Source organism: Mameliella sp. AT18 (assembly GCF_028807275.1).
GTDB lineage: Bacteria > Pseudomonadota > Alphaproteobacteria > Rhodobacterales > Rhodobacteraceae > Antarctobacter > Antarctobacter albus.
Map to the genome: position 1 here is coordinate 1 of NZ_JARAMO010000216.1, position 15,372 is coordinate 15,372.

Below are 15,372 nucleotides of genomic sequence, written 5' to 3' on the forward strand. Positions count from 1 at the left end.
GGCACGCTGGCCAAATGGCTGGTCAAGGAAGGTGACGAGGTCCGCTCCGGCGACGTGATCGCCGAAATCGAGACCGACAAGGCCACAATGGAATTCGAAGCCGTGGATGAAGGGGTGATCGGCAAGATCCTCGTGGCCGAGGGCACCGCCGAGGTAAAGGTCAACACGCCCATCGCCGTGTTGCTGGAAGAGGGCGAAACCGCCGGCGACATCGCCGACGCCCCGCCGGCCACGGCGCCGAAGGCGCAGGCCGGCGCGGCTGCCGAGGCGGCCCCCGCAGGGGGCCCCGAGAAAGCCGCCCCTCCATCACCGCAGACATCAGACGGCACGCGCATCTTCGCCTCGCCGCTGGCGCGCCGGACCGCCGAGCAGAAGGGGCTGGACCTGGCACAGATCAGTGGCAGCGGCCCGCGTGGCCGGATCGTCAAGGCCGATGTCGAGGCGGCGACAGCCTCCCCTGCCCCGGTCGCCAAACCGACAGTCGCCGCTGCACCGCAAACCACGACCGTCCCCGTCTCAGGCGGGGCCAGCGCCGATGCGGTGCTCAAGACCTACGCCGATCGTCCGCACCAGGAGATCCCGCTCGACGGCATGCGCCGCACCATTGCCGCCCGCCTGACGGAGGCGAAACAAACCATTCCGCATTTCTACCTGCGCCGCGACATTCGTCTCGACGCGCTCATGGCCTTCCGCAAGCAGCTGAACGACCAGCTTGCCGCGCGCGGGGTCAAGCTCTCGGTGAATGATTTCATCATCAAGGCCTGCGCCAACGCGCTGCAACAGGTGCCCGCCGCCAATGCGGTCTGGGCCGGGGACCGCATCCTGCAACTGGAGCCTTCCGACGTCGCCGTGGCCGTCGCCATCGAGGGCGGGCTGTTTACGCCTGTCCTGCGGGATGCCCACCAGAAAAGCCTGTCGACCCTCTCGGCCGAGATGAAGGACCTTGCCACCCGCGCCCGCGACCGCAAACTTGCTCCCCAGGAATACCAGGGTGGCAGCTTTGCCATTTCCAACCTCGGCATGTTCGGAATCGAGAATTTCGACGCTGTCATCAACCCGCCGCACGGTGCCATCCTGGCCGTCGGTGCGGGCGTCAAGAAAGCCGTGGTCGGGGCCGACGGTCAGGTCGAGGTCGCCACGGTCATGTCCGTGACACTCTCGGTCGATCACCGGGTGATCGACGGCGCACTGGGAGCGGACCTGCTACGGGCCATTGTCGACGGGCTGGAGAATCCGCTGGCCCTGCTGGCCTAAAAAAGCGCAGGCCACACGCGGGCAAAACCTTTGCTCCAGGACGAAAAACGGCGCGTTCCCGATGGGACGCGCCGCTTCGTGAGTATGAATGCAAAAAACTCTCAGCTGCCGCGCAGCAACTGGTCCATGCTGATCGAGGGCTGATCGCAGCCCGCCTCGCCCACGACCTTGGCCGGCACACCTGCCACGGTTGAGCAGCGCGGCACTTCTTTCAGAACCACGGACCCCGCCGCGATCCGCGAGCAGTCGCCCACGCGGATATTGCCCAGCACCTTGGCGCCCGCACCGATCAAGACACCGTCGCCAATCTTGGGATGGCGGTCCTCTTCTTCCTTGCCGGTCCCGCCCAGTGTCACCGAATGCAGCATCGAGACGTTGTCGCCCACCACAGCCGTCTCACCGATGACAATGGAGTGGGCATGGTCGATCATGATGCCCTTGCCGATACGTGCGGCCGGGTGAATGTCGATGCCGAAGACCTCGGAGCTGCGCATCTGGAAGAAATAGGCCAGGTCACGGCGTCCTTGGGTCCAGAGCCAATGCGCCACGCGGTAGGCCTGGACCGCCTGGAACCCCTTGAAGAACAGCAGCGGCTGCAAGAAGCGGTGGCAGGCCGGGTCACGTTCATACGTGGCCGCGATATCCGCCCGGGCGGAAAGCGCCAGCTCCGGCGCCTCGCCATAGGCCTCGTCACAGATCTCCCGCAGGATCTGTTCGGACATCTCGGGATTGGCGAGTTTCAGCGAGATCCGGTAGCTCAGGGCCCTGTCCAGCGTGGGATGGTGAAGGATTGAGTAATGCACCAAACCGCCAAGCAGCGGCTCGTCGATCACGGCCTGTTCGGCCTCGCTTCGAATGCGGGCCCAGACCGGGTCCAGCTCCGCCAGATGTGCGCGCGTTTCAGCCATGCCTGTCCTCCTTTGACGCCGTGACCCTATCAGATAGGCTTGCCTGATCGAAACGCAATTCCGTGATAGGGGAAATCTTCGATATGGATGAGTCCGCGACACGCCGATTCCAGACCATGATCCGCGACCGGCTGACGACCCTGGACGAAGAAGACGCCCTGGGCCGCGACGGACAATCGACGGTGGAACTGGATCAGCAGGCGGTAGGACGTCTGTCGCGTCAGGATGCACTATTGAACCAGTCGATGGCCAAGGCAACGCAGGCACGCCGTGACGCCCAGCGCCGCGCTTTGGTCCCGGCACTGGCACGCATCGAAGACGGAGACTTTGGCTACTGCGAGGATTGCGGCGAAGAGATCGCCATCAAGCGCCTCGAACTGGATCCGACCGCGATGCGCTGTATCTCCTGCGCCTCGGGCTGATAGAAGGCGCGCAGGGCGTCGAGCATCTTCACCTGGCAGTCCAGAAAGTCGGGGTCTTCGAAACAGGTCTCCCGCCCCATTTCGCACCCATGTGCAGCCGCCGAGAGCGTCCCGTTGCCCCAGCGCACATGCGCACGCCCCGTCCGTTGGCAATGCAGGTCGGCAGCACATGCTTCGTCTATAAGCCGACGGGCCAGCTCTGAACGCATATCGGGCGGCGCGGGCAACAAGACCCGTGCCGCCGCAATCACATCTCCTGGCAGAACGGGTTTCACACCGTCACCTGCAGTTCCGCAAATGGGCCGGCGCCATACCGTTCCGAAACCTGGGCCACGCATAGCGTGATGGTGTCGCTTGCGCCGTCGACGGCCATCTCTGACGCCGCGTAGGCCCATTCCGGGGTGTTGACGGTCACGTCCCGAAGTACCGTCTCTCCCTGGCGCACCCGCACCTGGTAAGCCTCGCTGTCCTCGCCCAAGGGCACCTCTGCGCGGTCCCATCCATCTCCGTCGATCCGAGTGCGCCGGATCCAGCGGACAGCCAGGCCCCCGTGCGCTTGTTCCGCGTTCAAATGCGCGGGTCTGTAGGGCCGCAGGCCGTTTCCTTCGAAGACATGCACGCGATGTTCGTAGGACGGATGGTCATAGGTCTGACTGGCCGGTCCAATCCTATAATGGCGTTCCAGCCCCCTATGCAGGGACTTGAGTGCGATCTGTGACGGGGTACCATCGAGAAGGACTACCCAGGAACCTGCGGGCCACGAAGTTGGCATCAAACCATCACTCCCCACCTGTCCGCGCAGACGGTGTGACAGGCTCCAACGCCCTTCGGAGATCAACTCGGCATCCCGGAACTGAAACAGCTCCCAGTTTCCGGGTGTCCCGTCGCCTATGGCCATCAGGTTGCCGCCCCCAAGTAGGGCCGCATCACTGATCGATTGCAGGCCTCCACTGGCCAACCGCACTTCAAGCGGCGCCCCGTTGTCGATCACTCCTGCCCGAGCCGATGGCAGGTCAGTTTCGGTAAGACCGATTACCGACCGCGCGGCCACGATGCCGTTCAGCCCATAATCCGCGTCTTGCGCGGCATCATATACAGCGACGCTGCCCGGCCAGGGTGTCGCGCTCAGCGCAAGGTGCGGCGCATGCGGCACTTCATCCCCGCTGATAAGGGGCACATCCAGGAACACCGGCGTCACCGGGACGGCGGGCGTGAACGGTCGGACCTGGGGCGGTTCCTCGGGCATGTCCGACGGCAGGAATACGTCTGGCTCGATCCGGACGGCATCTACGATCTGGTGCTCCATGATCTCGACCTTGTCGATCCGCGCCAGGGTTGGACCGCTGTCCGAAGGCAATCGAACGATGTCACCCGCGCCCAGCGCAAGTTTCGACGGAGGCAAGGCAAAGCGCAGAGTGTCTCGTGAGACCCTTGCCTCTGCCAGCCAGCGTTCCGCCGTCTGCCGCCCCTCGCCGCGTGTCAGGGCAAGCGGCATGTCGGTTTCCGAAACCGCATGCATGGCCTCATCCGGCAGCATGGCCTCTTCCGCCGCAACCTGGTGGTCCGCATCCGCCAGGACGAAATGGACGCGCACGCGCCCGGCCATTTCGGCCTCACTTGCACGCGTTTCTACCAGATCTCCCTCGATCTCGTCACTGACCGCAAGCACGTCGCGCGGAATGTCCACCGGCCCCAGCCCCCGACGCATCCGAAAGACAAGCCTCCCGTCCCTCTCTATGGCATCGAACCCATGCGCCAGCATCAACGGTTGCAGCGCCCGTCTTGCATCACTGACCTCGGACACGACATAGCCGCGCACCACCCCGTGCAAGTCGCTTGTATCCAAATCCGTCAAGCCCACTCGGGAACAGATTTCGCGCACGACTGAGGCAAGGCTGCGAATGGACAGTCGCCCGTTCAGCCAATGCCCTCGCCGATAGTTCGGCCCGTCCGACCAAAGTTTCTCATCCGCCGGAAACCAGGGATAGGGCCGCGCATCCCAGGCCCAGACGAAACAGCGCTCAAGATCCAGCATCTGCCCGCCATAGACGGACGACACGGGGTTGTTCCCGGCCTCCCCCCAATAGCCAAGTTGTGCCTTCAGGTATTGCTGTTGGATCGCATCATCCCGCAAACCGTTGGAAAAATGCGGCAGGTTTGATTCCGAGGATTTCGGGTCGAAAAACTTGTTGGGTTGGTTCGTCCCCTTGTCGATTGCCGCACACCCCAGTTCGGTGAACCAGATCGGTTTGGATTCCGGCTGCCAGGCGGTCGCAGTGGGCTGCCTTACGCCGGCAATTCGTTCATGGTGCGGATTGCTCCACCAGTTGCGAAGGTCCTTGTAGCGCCAGACCCAGGGTTCGCCATGCGCCTCGTCGCTGATCGGTGTGCGCACTTGCGCGTCCCGGTCTGCCTCGGAGGCATAGAACCAATCGTACCCTTCACCGCCCTCGATATTGGCGCGCAGGTAGTCCTGATTGTAGATGCTCCCCCACCCTGCGTCTGCGTGCTCTTGTCCGTCACGCCAGTCGGAAAGTGGCATGTAGTTGTCGATCCCGACGAAATCTATCTCGGCATCGGACCAGAGAGGGTCCAGGTGAAAGTAGAGGTCGCCAGAGCCATCATTCGGCTGATACCCGAAATACTCTGTCCAATCCGCCGCGTAGCCGATCATGGTGGAAGAGCCCAGCAAGGCCCGGCACTCGGTCGCAAGATCCTTCAGCGCGGCCACCGCAGCAAATCCTGTAGCGCCACGGATCTGGGTCAGACCGCGCATCTCGGAGCCAATGCAGAACGCTTCCACCCCCCCGGCCGCCGCACAAAGCGCCGCCTGGTGCAGGATAAAGCGTCGATAGCCCCATTCCTGCGGACCAGAGTAGCCAACCGCCCCCCCATTCACCGAGAAGTCGCTGGCAGAAGCCGTACCAAAGAAGGCGGCAATCTCCGCATCAGCCGCAGCAGTCCCGTCCGGAGACCCGGGTTGTCCGGGCGCCGCACTCAGCGTGATCCGACCGCGCCAGGGCAAAGCGGCCTGTTCCACCGTCCCTGTCCAGGGGTCTGGCAGATCATTCCCGGGCATCTGATCCATCAGGACAAAGGGATAGTACATGACCCCGAGGCCCTCAGCCTGCATTTTTTGGATTGCCTGAATCACGGAGGCATCGGTCGGCGTACCTCCGTAAACCGGCCGCCCATCGCTTTGGGGCACGATCTCTGCCAAGCTCCGATCTATCCCCGCGACTGACCAGGGCATGGACTTTGCCTCATGCTCGGTCTGCTCGACCTTGGGGCGAATGGTGCAACTGCCGCAGCGCAAGTCATCCCCGAACCAGCTCACGATCAGTGAGGCCGTTCCGCAATTCGGTGCCTCGTCGCCCAGTTGTTTGAGTGATGTGTTGAAATCTGGCGCTTCGGAAGGCGAGTTGACATTGGCGACGGCCTTGCCCTTCGCACCAATACCAAACGGGTTGTCCTGCGCGCTCGCACCATGCCGCATATAGATCGGATCGGTGGCGAGGGCGTATTCACCAGTGCCGGGGATCATGGCGACGCCCCGAACCAGATCGGGAAGCTCCCCCGTCGACAAATCCGGGCGCGTGACTTCGAAACTGAATTGAGGAACGCGGTTGCCAAAGCGTTCCAGCCGCAGGTCCTCAATGACCACGTAAGCCGTGCCGCGATAAGCGGGCACCTGCCCTGTGCCCTCGACCGCCTCGATCTTGGGATCAGGCAGCTGACTCTGTGTCCCGGCGTAAACCCGCATGTTCAGGTCATCCACGGCGATCTCGGCGCCATCCGCCCAGACCCTGTTGACCGAGGTGATCTGACCTTCGCAGAGCGCCAGGGCCAGGCTCACGGAGTAGCTGAATTCCCGAATTTTGGGCTGGGGAGGTGCCCCCTTTCCGGAACCACCGGATTCACGGACGCGCTCCTTGAACTCGGTCGCCCAGATCACGTGTCCGCCAACACGCATACGCCCATAGACCTGCACAATGGGCGCCCCCTCTCCGGCGCCGGTCAGGCGAAACCGGTCGATCTTGCCAGTCTCCACCGCCTCTGACCCGGTCCCCAGCAGACGCTGGTCCAGGGAACGACCGATGGAGGCCCCGATGAATCGACCAACCGCTGTCATCGAAAGGCCAAGGACAGAGCCGCCAATGGAACTGCCGATTGCCGCACCCGCGGCGGAAAGAAGGATCGTCGCCATCACTCTATCTCCAAAGGAAGGGCAAAGCGGGCCACGACCCGCCGCGCCCAGGGCGCGCTCAGGGCGCTCTCAATCACGCCATGTCCGCTGTACGCGTGGATGAAACTTGCCCCCGGTCCTACCTGCGCTTGTAGGCCGAGATGCTTGGCCACCGCCCCGTCGCGCATCCGGAACAAAAGAACATCGCCCACGGCCACATCATCGGGACGCTTGACCGCCATGTGCCGAAGGCCGGCCCGCCAAAGGCGTTCCTCACCTTCGGGTTCCGACCAGTCCTTGCTGTAGGCGGGCACGGTTTCGGGTTCTTCACCGATCACCTCGCGCCAGACGCCTCGCAACAACCCCAGACAATCGCACCCCGCCCCCTTGCAAGAGGCTTGATGGACATAGGGCGTGCCGATCCAGCCTCGTGCCGCCGCCACAACCCGGTTCATCTGCGGCTTCCGCCGTCCAGTCGTTTCGCATAGCTGGGATGAACGGTGATCCAGTCTTCCTCGGGCAAATCGGGGAACCCCCTGAAGTTCAAGTGGTTTCCGAACTTCAGGCGACAGGTTTCAAAGCGTCGGTCACATCCCGCCGTTAGGCGAACCTGATCACCGGTCTGTGGCACCGCCCGCAAGGGCTCCCAAAGCTCTATCGCCCGAGAGCCATCCTTGCGCAGATGGTCCCGTTTGATCGCGCCCCCTAACCCTTTGGCTTCACCGGTCAGCACGTCCAGTTTGCCACGTTGGAACCACCCAATGGCAAAGCCGGACAGGTCCCCTGCCAGGAACACGCGGCCTTGCTCAACGGCAATCAGCGGGCCTGAGTGAACGTATCCGCCGGACGACAGGTCAAAGCCACACTGGGCATCTCCCAGCACTGCCGAGCAGGGCTTTTGATACACCCGTCCAACCGGACGATTCAGCATTTCCGTCAATCCGCGAAGTTCGGCGTGAAATGCACCATCGCCGCGCCGTACTTCACCGATGGTCCCTCGGAACATGACCCGCCGCGCAGAGACATCTGCCCAGTTCACCAGCCAAGCCACGACCTCGGCCCCATCATAGCGGCCCGCTGCAATATCCGATTCACTGATGGCACTGGCACTCAAGGCGCCCATTGCCTCGGAATTGTCAACCGACAGTCCGGTTGACTGGCTAAGCGCCCTCGCCGACATGCCACTGTCGGCCCTGAACACCAGCCCGTCGAAAGCCAGGTCCCGATCATGGTCGGTGAACCCTAGACGCTGGCCATCCTTGCGGGTCACGGCCCAGGCACGGGCTACTGTCGTCAAACCACCCGACAGGTGTGTATGCAACTCTTCCGCCCCCATCAGACCCGAACCTCCACCACAGGCACATCAGGAACCTGACCCGCGTTGAAGGAACCCGCGCTGACGTGAATGCGGTCCGTATCGAACCGCACTGGAACGTCAAAGACGAACCCGGCCCGAACCTCCTGACCGACACCCGGCACGCTTTGCAGGGTCACGATGCCCGTGGCGATGTCCACGGAAAACCCGGTCCCTTCGGTCAGCGGGATTCCGTCGACTTCGACCAGGACAGACCCGGCTGTGGGCTTGTTCACTGGCCGGACATAGCTTGCGCCACCTGACGCGTACGTCTTTGACAACTGAAACCCGACGCGCGCGCCATCACCTGTTCCGATCACCTGATCAGAAGACGCGGGCACAGCAGAGGGCGCGCAGGATTTGAAATCCGCCCAATCCTTCCAACGAAACCCGTATAGCTGCCCCTGCCGCGCTTCGAAAAAGGCAATCAGTTCGGCCAAATCATCAAGTGACCGCAAGCCAAGTCCCGCGTCGTAGCGTCTGCGGGAATGCGCCCAGGGTGTGTTACGCTCTTCATAGCCGGACGTCAGCGTCACGATATCCGTGCGTCGCTCCGGTCCCCCAACCGAACCAAAGCTCAGGTCAGTCGGAAATCTCACCTCGTGAAAGCTCATTTCGTCCCCCTCAGCGGTTGCGCGCGCCACGGCTCAGCGCCTGCCCCATGCGGGCTGCGATCTGACTCTGGCTGCGTTGGAATCCCGCCACATCCGGCGTGGAAATATTCATGACCACCGTCACCGGACCCTGGCCGCCACCCTCGGCACGCACACCTAGCTTGCCATCGGCGCCCCGGGTCAGCGGCATGATCGCTTCAGGACCTGCTTCGCCCATCAGCCCGGTGCCGCCGCGCATCGGGAAATAGGTCGGGCTGGCGACAACGCCGCCATTGGCAAAGGGCATCACCCGGCCCTGCGAGAATCCTGCGCCGTCGGCAAAGGGCGAAAAGCCGCCAAACACACCCGATACAGCAGACGACAATAGCCCACCGACATGGTTGGCGACCGGTGTCACGGCCGCCTTCCAGGCTGCGTCGATCATGGATTGCGCGACCGTACGGAGCGCGTCGGACAATTTCATGCCATCCAGAACGACCCCGTCGATGGCCCTGGCCACCCCCCGGCTCAACGTCGCTTCCAACTTCGTGGCGCCCCGGCTGGTCGCGGAAAAGGTCTCATGAATGCGTTTCAATTCGGCATCAAATTGCGCCGCCATCCCGATGGCGCCGCCCAAAGAGGTCTCCAGCGCCTCGACCTGGTCATCAAGATCCTCAATCATGTCCCGTCACCTCGCATTTCGTCGGGAAAGGCCGACATCAGTTCCGTCAAACGTTCCCGTCCCATTGGTTTCGTGCCGTCTCCCTCGCCCAGCATCAGTTGCAGCTCTGCGGGCGTCAGCGCCCAGAACTCCCAGGGTTTGAGGCCAAGACCCTTCATCCCCGCGCGCATGAGGGTCGGCCAATCAAACCCCGCCATCACTGGTCTCCGGCAGCATGAAGGCGCGTGCCAACAACTCGGCCGCCGCGCGCGCCGCAACCATCGGACCTCCTTCAATCTCTGCGGACAGAAGATCCGAGGCCCGCCCGGTCCAGCCCCCGCCGCGCAACCCCGCCACGATCAACGCCAGCACGTCACGCGTGCTGAACCCTCCCGTTTCGAAACGCTGCACCAGGTCGACGAGCGATCCGCTGGCCAGCCCGGTTTCCAGTTCCGCCAACGCACCAAGCGTCAGACGCATCACGTGGCTCTGGCCTTCGATGACCAGCACCACGTCCCCCCGCCACGGATTGCCCATGACTTACGCCGCCGTGAAGCTGAGCGCGCCCGCCGAGGCCAGCGCCAGTTCATAGGTCGCCTCGCCGTCATGTGCCCCGGCATACTCGATCGACGTCACCTGGAAGGGGCCTTCGACCGTGCCGAAATCCGGGATGATCACCTGGAAGGCCGGGGTGACACCGTCAAAGAAGATCTGGCGCGCGCGTTCGTCCGTGGCCCCATCCTTGAACACGCCCGACCCGCTCAGACTGGCCGATTTGACACCGGCACCCGCCAGCAGTTCCCGCCAGCCCCCGGTGCTTTCCAGCGTGGTCACATCCACCTGCTCGGCGTTGAAGCTGATGCGCGTCGCGCGCAGTCCCGCCAGCGTTTCGAAAATGCCGCTCACGTCGACCTTGATCAGCAGGTCTTTCCCGTTCTGTACCGCCATTGTTTTCACTCCTGCGAAAAGATTTCATTCATCCCCGGCAGCGCCTTCACGGCGCACCGGCGTCCTCGACCCGAGCGCGAAAGGTCAGGTGGATGCACCGCAAGCCTCGGCTCTCGCGCTTGGCCTTTGCCTTCTCGAACCACAGGCCGACCAGGTGGCCCCGGGCCAGCATCAGGTCGGCACTGTGCAGCGCATCGCTGATCGCCGCCGCCACATCCTTGGCGGCTTGAAAGCCCGACTTGGACGTCACCACAGACACGACGAACCGGTGCCAGGCCCCATCCCCGGTCTGGTCACCCGCGTCCCTCACCGTCTCCGGCCCCAGCGCGACATAAATCGGTGGCAAGGTGCCCGTGGGCAGCGCATCGTAGATGTCGGCCCCCACCAGCGCACTCAGCGCCGCGTCTCCCTGAAGACGGCTAAAGACAGAGGCCTGCAAGGCGCTCGCAACCGCGTAACTCATGCCGAAAGCTCCTCCTGGCATTCGCAAATCAGGTAGAGACCCGAAGGCTCCTGCTCGGTCACCGACTCGATCCGGAACAGCCGCGTGCCCATGCGGAATCGTTGTCCTGGCCCAGGACGATCGGAATGCCCCTGCGGTGCTCCACGCACCGTGATCTTGAACCCGCCGATGGAAATCTCACCGGTCTCGCCTCGGGCCAGCCGCCCGGTCCGAGGCTTGACCTCGGCCCAGAGCGTGCCCAGCGCGGTCCAGGTTTCCTCGAACCCACCGGCTCCGTCGCCGACACGCTGCGGCGCCTCCAGAACCAAGCGCCTGTTTACCCTGCGGCTCATGCGCCCAGCCCCATGCGTACCGGACGGTAGCGGGCTATCAGGCTCGTCACGCCAAAGGGCATGCATCCCTGGCTCAGCGCCGTATCGCTGCGATACTCGTAGTAGTGCGCTGCCAACATCAGGACCGCCTGTCTCAGGTCCGCCGGCACTACGTCGAACGTCGCCCCGTATCCCGCGTCGAAACGGATCTCCACCGATCCGCCCGTGGGAACACCCGGAAGACTTGTCCCGGCGGGCCGAAGCCTCGGCTCAAAGGCATCCTTCTGCAGCCGGTAGGCACCAGGATCGATGGTGGTTGCCGAACCGTAGGCATCGACAACTGTCACCTCCGTGACCGCCTGTACCGGCGCCACCGGCAACCGCTGTCCCTCACAGGATGCCCAGCGATCCAGCGTCATCAGAAAACCCCGGCTGATCAGCGCCTTGCTCGTCCGTCCTTCGATGGCGGCCAAGGCCGCACGCAGGAACGAGACCAGAACCGGATCCTGCAAATCGCTCTCGGTAAAACCGCTGCCCAGCAGCAAATGGTCCTTCAAGGCACCAATCGGAAGCGCCGCCTCCGGCACCTGGGTTTCTTCCACCAACATCATGCTTCTTCTCCGAAATCCTCGACCATCCCTAGTCCGCCAGGCGGTTGGGCGCGCGCCGCCCAGGCTGCACGGGCGGAGGGGTAGCTGGACAACATGAACAGGCGCGCGCCCCAGAGAGACGGGCCCAAGGGCCCGCCCCCCATCTCATGGCCAGGCTCAGCTGACAGCGACGCGCAGCAGCTTGATGGCCGCGAAATCGCTCACATCGCCGCCCACGCGCTTGGTGGCATAGAACAGGACGTGCGGCTTGGCGCTGAAGGGGTCGCGCAACACACGCAGGTCCGGACGCTCGGCAACGGTATAGCCGGACCCGAAGTCACCAAAGGCGATCGGGTAAGCGTCGGCCTCGACATTGGGCATGTCCTCGACGATCAGGACAGGATAGCCCAGCAGGCGGGCAGGTTCACCGGCAGCAAGCCCGTCGTTCCACAGGTGACGCCCGTCATTGTCCTTGAGCTTGCGGATCGCCGCGGCGGTCTTCGAGTTCATCACGAAGCTCGCATTGGCGCGATAGCGCGAATCCAGCGCATAGGTCACGTCGATCAGCACATCGCCATTGCCCAGGTCGCTCGCCGACCCCGATGCCTTGTACCCCAGGTTGCCCCAGGTCCAGCTGTCGTTCTCGACCGTCGGATGGGTCAGAAAGCCGGTCGGCTTGTCGATACCGTCGCCGTTGACGAAGGCTGCCGCCTCGGCCCGCACGAACTTGTCCGCGATCCGCGCCGCAAGCCAGCTTTCAACGTCGAAGGCGCTGTCGTCCAGCAGGCGCTGCGACACCTTGGGCATCGCGTTCAACTCGTAGAGCGGGATCGAGATCCGCTCGATCGTGGGGGTCCCGGTCTCGGCGGTCGACGAGGTCTCGTTGGCCCAGCCGGCGCCGGTGTCGTTCTGGTCGATCAGCACGTCAAAGGACGAGGCCTCGACATTCACCACGCTGGAAATCGCACGGATCGAGACCTTGGAGTCCAGCTTGGACTTGATGGTCTGCGCGGTCTCGGGATCCACCAGGAACCCGCCGTCCGAATTGATCGCGGTGGACATGGCCTTGCCTTCCAGCTCAAGGCCGCGCAGGGCATCGTCGTCGCCGGTGCGCAGGTAGGCGTCGAACGCCTTCAGGTGGGGGGCCTCGACCTCGGTACGGGTCGAAAGCGCCGGACGGTTCGCTTTCGCGGTCTTGTGATCCAGCATGGTCAGTCGCTCTTCCTGTTTCTGAAGCTTCTCTTCAAGGTCGGCCTGCAGGGCCTTGTAGTCCCCGATCAGTCCCGCCATCGCGGCACTCACCCGGGCGACCGGAGACAGATCTTCCCCGGTCCGAGACTTGGTCCCGGTGTCGCTCATCCTTCGTTCCTTCGTGATTGCCCTGCCGCTCTGCTGCTCGAGGGCAGTGTCGTGAGTGACGCGCGTCAGCCGCCCGCCAGGTTGCGGCGCATGCCCTCAAGGGCCTCCGCCAGATCGCGCAGGGCGATGTCGTCGGGGGTCTCCCCCTTGGACGCGACCCGCGCACTGGGCAACATCGGAAAGGTCACCAGCGACACTTCCCAAAGCTCCAGTTCCGTCAGGACCCGATGGCCCTTGTCATTCTTCGTGGCCTTCAGCGTGCGATAGCCGATCGACAACCCGTCGATGGCACCCGCCTCGATCAGCGCCGCCGCCTCGCGGCCACGTTCAACGCTGTCCAGCAGGCGCCCCTTGACGTAGAGACCGCGCTCATCCTCACGCACTTCCTGCCAGATACCGATGGGCTGGGCCGGGTCGTGCTGCCACAACATCTTGACCGCGCGCCCTTCGCCCGCCAGCCGTTTCAGCGACCGTGCATAGGCCCCCCTGGCCACCACGTCGCCGCCCTGGTCGCAGGCGCCGAACAACGAGGCATAGCCCTCGATGTCGCGCCCCTCGACGGTCACATCCGCGTCGAAGCGGCAGAATTTATGCTCAAGTTCCATCTCGATCCCTCTGCTAGGTTCGCGGTCCGGCCTCTCAGGGCGCCGCGTTCAGAAAGCCCTGGAACAGATCCGCAAGGATCGCCCCCGCTACCCCGTAGACCGTCAGCCACAGCCGCCGCTCCAACCGCTCGATCAGGGCCTCCAACCGTTCGAAACGGTCCGTCAGCGCATCGAACTGCAACTTGCTCACCCGTTCATGCGCCTCCAGGCGCAATCCCGGCGCACAGGCAAAAGCCTCGTGTCGCGAACGCAGGTCAGTCACTGATGTCCTCCTCCGCCTCGGCGGGCAGGCCCAGCATCCGGCGCTTTTCGGCGCGGGTCAGGAAATCGGCCTGCGCCACCCGGTTCCACTGCGCATCGCGCTCGGTCGCCAGCGCCGGCACCTGATCCAGGTCGGGCGCCAGGACCACGTCCTCGCCGCTCCAGGACGACAGCCAGCGCCCGACACTTGCCGCAACCTTGGTGGCCAGCGGCAGAACCGTCTGTCGATAGAAGGCCCGGTGCGCCTCGGCGTAGTTGGCATAGGTCGCCTCGCCCGGGATCCCCAGCATCATGGGCGGCACGCCAAAGGCCACGGCGATCTCGCGCGCCGCCGCCTCCTTGGTCTTCTGGAACTCCATGTCCGAAGGCGAAAAACCCATCGGCTTCCAGTCCAGTCCGCCTTCCAGAAGCATCGGCCGCCCGGCATTGCGCGCGCCCTGGTGGTGCATCTCCATCTCGGATTGCAGGCGCTCGAACTGTTCCGGGCTCAGGTGGCCCTGCCCGTCCGATCCCGTCCAGACGATCGCACCCGAGGGCCGCGCCGCATTGTCCAGCAATCCCTTCGACCAGCGCGAGGCAGCATTGTGCACATCCACCGCCTGCGCCGCCGCCTGCAAGGGTGACAAGCCATAATGATCGTCCTGCGGATGAAAGGCCTTCACATGGCAGATCGGCGAGACCGGCCCCGTCACGCCAAAGCGGTGCTTGCGCCCACCAACCGCGTATTCATAGGCCACCGGCCAGCCATCGGCACCGGGCACCACGCTCATCCGGTCGCTGCGCAACACGTGCAGCTCAAAGGGCAGCCCGCTTTCGCCCGCCACCGCCTCGACATAGCCGTCACCGGACAGCAGCAGCTGACCATAGAGCGCCTCGAACAGCTCGGCCCGCCCCTGGGCCGGATTCGGTGCGGCCACCAGTTTGAGGATCGGATGCTCGGCAAATCGCGTCGCATTGTCCTGCAGGACCAGAGGCAGCGCCGCCGCCGCCTCGGCGATCAGCTTGACCGCGCGAAACCCCACCGGGTTGCCGGCAAAGGCCTGCTTGGTCAGCGACACGGTATCGCGCGGGCTCCAGGCCACGCGGCCCCCGTTCAGATGCGCCACCAGGCGCCCCGTCGCCGAGGCCTTGGCCTGGGGCGCACCCTGCACCTCGTCACCCTGTCCGCCCCGCCGCAGAAAATCGAATACCATGCCAAGTCGCTCCTTTTCCCAGGGCGGCGCGCCCCGCGGCCCGCACCCGTCCCGTCCGCGCGAACCGCCGATCCGCGCGCTACCGGTCTGTTCCGTCTTCTGAACTGGTCCGGAGGCTGCCCACCTCCGCGTCTCTTGAGGCAATCTAGGAAAACCGCCTTAAGGCCGCGTCACACCACCGTCCGGACGATGCGCAACACCGCAACATGGGCGCCGCCCCATGTTTCTTTGGGCGGAAAATACCTCCGGGGAGCGCGAGGGGCT

The 15,372-nt window shown here is 64.2% G+C and carries 19 protein-coding genes; 2 read left to right on the forward strand and 17 right to left on the reverse strand.

Annotation, left to right across the window (positions count from 1 at the left end; translation table 11 throughout):
* The coding region (locus PVW46_RS19100; RefSeq protein ID WP_274577170.1) for a pyruvate dehydrogenase complex dihydrolipoamide acetyltransferase at nt 1-1,254 on the forward strand (1,254 nt) is incomplete at its 5' end.
* Nucleotides 1,255-1,355: 101 nt separating this feature from the next.
* Here the strand turns inward: PVW46_RS19100 and cysE are convergent.
* The gene (cysE, locus tag PVW46_RS19105) at nt 1,356-2,162 is read right to left on the reverse strand and encodes a serine O-acetyltransferase (protein ID WP_043143516.1); all 807 of its coding nucleotides are present in this window, start codon (nt 2,160-2,162) and stop codon (nt 1,356-1,358) included.
* Nucleotides 2,163-2,245: 83 nt separating this feature from the next.
* Between cysE and PVW46_RS19110 the strand changes: the two genes are divergently transcribed.
* On the forward strand, nt 2,246-2,584 hold the full coding sequence (locus PVW46_RS19110) for a TraR/DksA family transcriptional regulator (protein ID WP_069208846.1): 339 nt from the start codon (nt 2,246-2,248) through the stop codon (nt 2,582-2,584).
* Here PVW46_RS19110 and PVW46_RS28815 read toward each other — a convergent pair.
* The 16 genes from PVW46_RS28815 to PVW46_RS19185 form a co-directional block, all read right to left on the reverse strand.
* Nucleotides 2,494-2,922, reverse strand: a complete 429-nt coding sequence (locus PVW46_RS28815) for a DUF7742 family protein (RefSeq protein WP_443137053.1) — start codon at nt 2,920-2,922, stop codon at nt 2,494-2,496. The two genes, PVW46_RS19110 and PVW46_RS28815, sit on opposite strands and share 91 nt — an antisense overlap.
* Complete coding sequence (locus tag PVW46_RS19115; RefSeq protein ID WP_069208845.1) at nt 2,856-6,791, reverse strand: baseplate multidomain protein megatron; 3,936 nt, start codon at nt 6,789-6,791, stop codon at nt 2,856-2,858. The genes PVW46_RS28815 and PVW46_RS19115 overlap by 67 nt, the downstream gene beginning before the upstream one ends.
* Nucleotides 6,791-7,225, reverse strand: a complete 435-nt coding sequence (locus PVW46_RS19120; RefSeq protein ID WP_043143510.1) for an NlpC/P60 family protein — start codon at nt 7,223-7,225, stop codon at nt 6,791-6,793. Before PVW46_RS19120 ends, PVW46_RS19115 begins: the two co-directional genes overlap by 1 nt.
* Nucleotides 7,222-8,106 (reverse strand): phage/gene transfer agent baseplate hub protein, encoded by an 885-nt coding sequence (locus PVW46_RS19125; RefSeq protein ID WP_069208844.1) that lies wholly within the window; start codon nt 8,104-8,106, stop codon nt 7,222-7,224. Before PVW46_RS19125 ends, PVW46_RS19120 begins: the two co-directional genes overlap by 4 nt.
* Nucleotides 8,106-8,738: a DUF2460 domain-containing protein gene (locus PVW46_RS19130; RefSeq protein ID WP_074620841.1), complete on the reverse strand. Its 633-nt coding sequence runs from the start codon at nt 8,736-8,738 to the stop codon at nt 8,106-8,108. Before PVW46_RS19130 ends, PVW46_RS19125 begins: the two co-directional genes overlap by 1 nt.
* A 10-nt stretch (nt 8,739-8,748) precedes the next feature.
* A complete protein-coding gene (locus PVW46_RS19135) occupies nt 8,749-9,399 on the reverse strand; it encodes an RcGTA-type gene transfer agent tail tape measure protein (RefSeq protein WP_043143506.1) in 651 nt (216 codons plus the stop codon).
* Complete coding sequence (locus tag PVW46_RS19140) at nt 9,396-9,596, reverse strand: rcc01693 family protein (protein ID WP_043143504.1); 201 nt, start codon at nt 9,594-9,596, stop codon at nt 9,396-9,398. Before PVW46_RS19140 ends, PVW46_RS19135 begins: the two co-directional genes overlap by 4 nt.
* On the reverse strand, nt 9,583-9,915 hold the full coding sequence (locus tag PVW46_RS19145) for a gene transfer agent family protein (protein WP_043143502.1): 333 nt from the start codon (nt 9,913-9,915) through the stop codon (nt 9,583-9,585). Before PVW46_RS19145 ends, PVW46_RS19140 begins: the two co-directional genes overlap by 14 nt.
* A gap of 3 nt (nt 9,916-9,918) precedes the next feature.
* Complete coding sequence (locus PVW46_RS19150; protein ID WP_043143501.1) at nt 9,919-10,326, reverse strand: phage major tail protein, TP901-1 family; 408 nt, start codon at nt 10,324-10,326, stop codon at nt 9,919-9,921.
* A gap of 46 nt (nt 10,327-10,372) precedes the next feature.
* A complete protein-coding gene (locus PVW46_RS19155) occupies nt 10,373-10,789 on the reverse strand; it encodes a DUF3168 domain-containing protein (protein WP_069208842.1) in 417 nt (138 codons plus the stop codon).
* A complete protein-coding gene (locus tag PVW46_RS19160) occupies nt 10,786-11,121 on the reverse strand; it encodes a head-tail adaptor protein (protein WP_043143497.1) in 336 nt (111 codons plus the stop codon). Before PVW46_RS19160 ends, PVW46_RS19155 begins: the two co-directional genes overlap by 4 nt.
* Nucleotides 11,118-11,711, reverse strand: a complete 594-nt coding sequence (locus tag PVW46_RS19165; RefSeq protein WP_043143495.1) for a head-tail connector protein — start codon at nt 11,709-11,711, stop codon at nt 11,118-11,120. The genes PVW46_RS19160 and PVW46_RS19165 overlap by 4 nt, the downstream gene beginning before the upstream one ends.
* Nucleotides 11,712-11,867: 156 nt before the next feature.
* Complete coding sequence (locus PVW46_RS19170) at nt 11,868-13,049, reverse strand: phage major capsid protein (RefSeq protein WP_043143492.1); 1,182 nt, start codon at nt 13,047-13,049, stop codon at nt 11,868-11,870.
* A 65-nt stretch (nt 13,050-13,114) separates the two neighbouring features.
* On the reverse strand, nt 13,115-13,654 hold the full coding sequence (locus tag PVW46_RS19175) for an HK97 family phage prohead protease (protein WP_043143490.1): 540 nt from the start codon (nt 13,652-13,654) through the stop codon (nt 13,115-13,117).
* A gap of 34 nt (nt 13,655-13,688) precedes the next feature.
* Nucleotides 13,689-13,916, reverse strand: a complete 228-nt coding sequence (locus PVW46_RS19180) for a GTA head formation protein, RCAP_rcc01685 family (protein ID WP_082024671.1) — start codon at nt 13,914-13,916, stop codon at nt 13,689-13,691.
* Nucleotides 13,909-15,108 carry a phage portal protein gene (locus PVW46_RS19185; RefSeq protein ID WP_043143488.1) on the reverse strand — a complete coding sequence of 400 codons (1,200 nt, stop codon included), beginning with the start codon at nt 15,106-15,108 and terminating at the stop codon, nt 13,909-13,911. Before PVW46_RS19185 ends, PVW46_RS19180 begins: the two co-directional genes overlap by 8 nt.
* Nucleotides 15,109-15,372 lie beyond the last annotated feature (264 nt).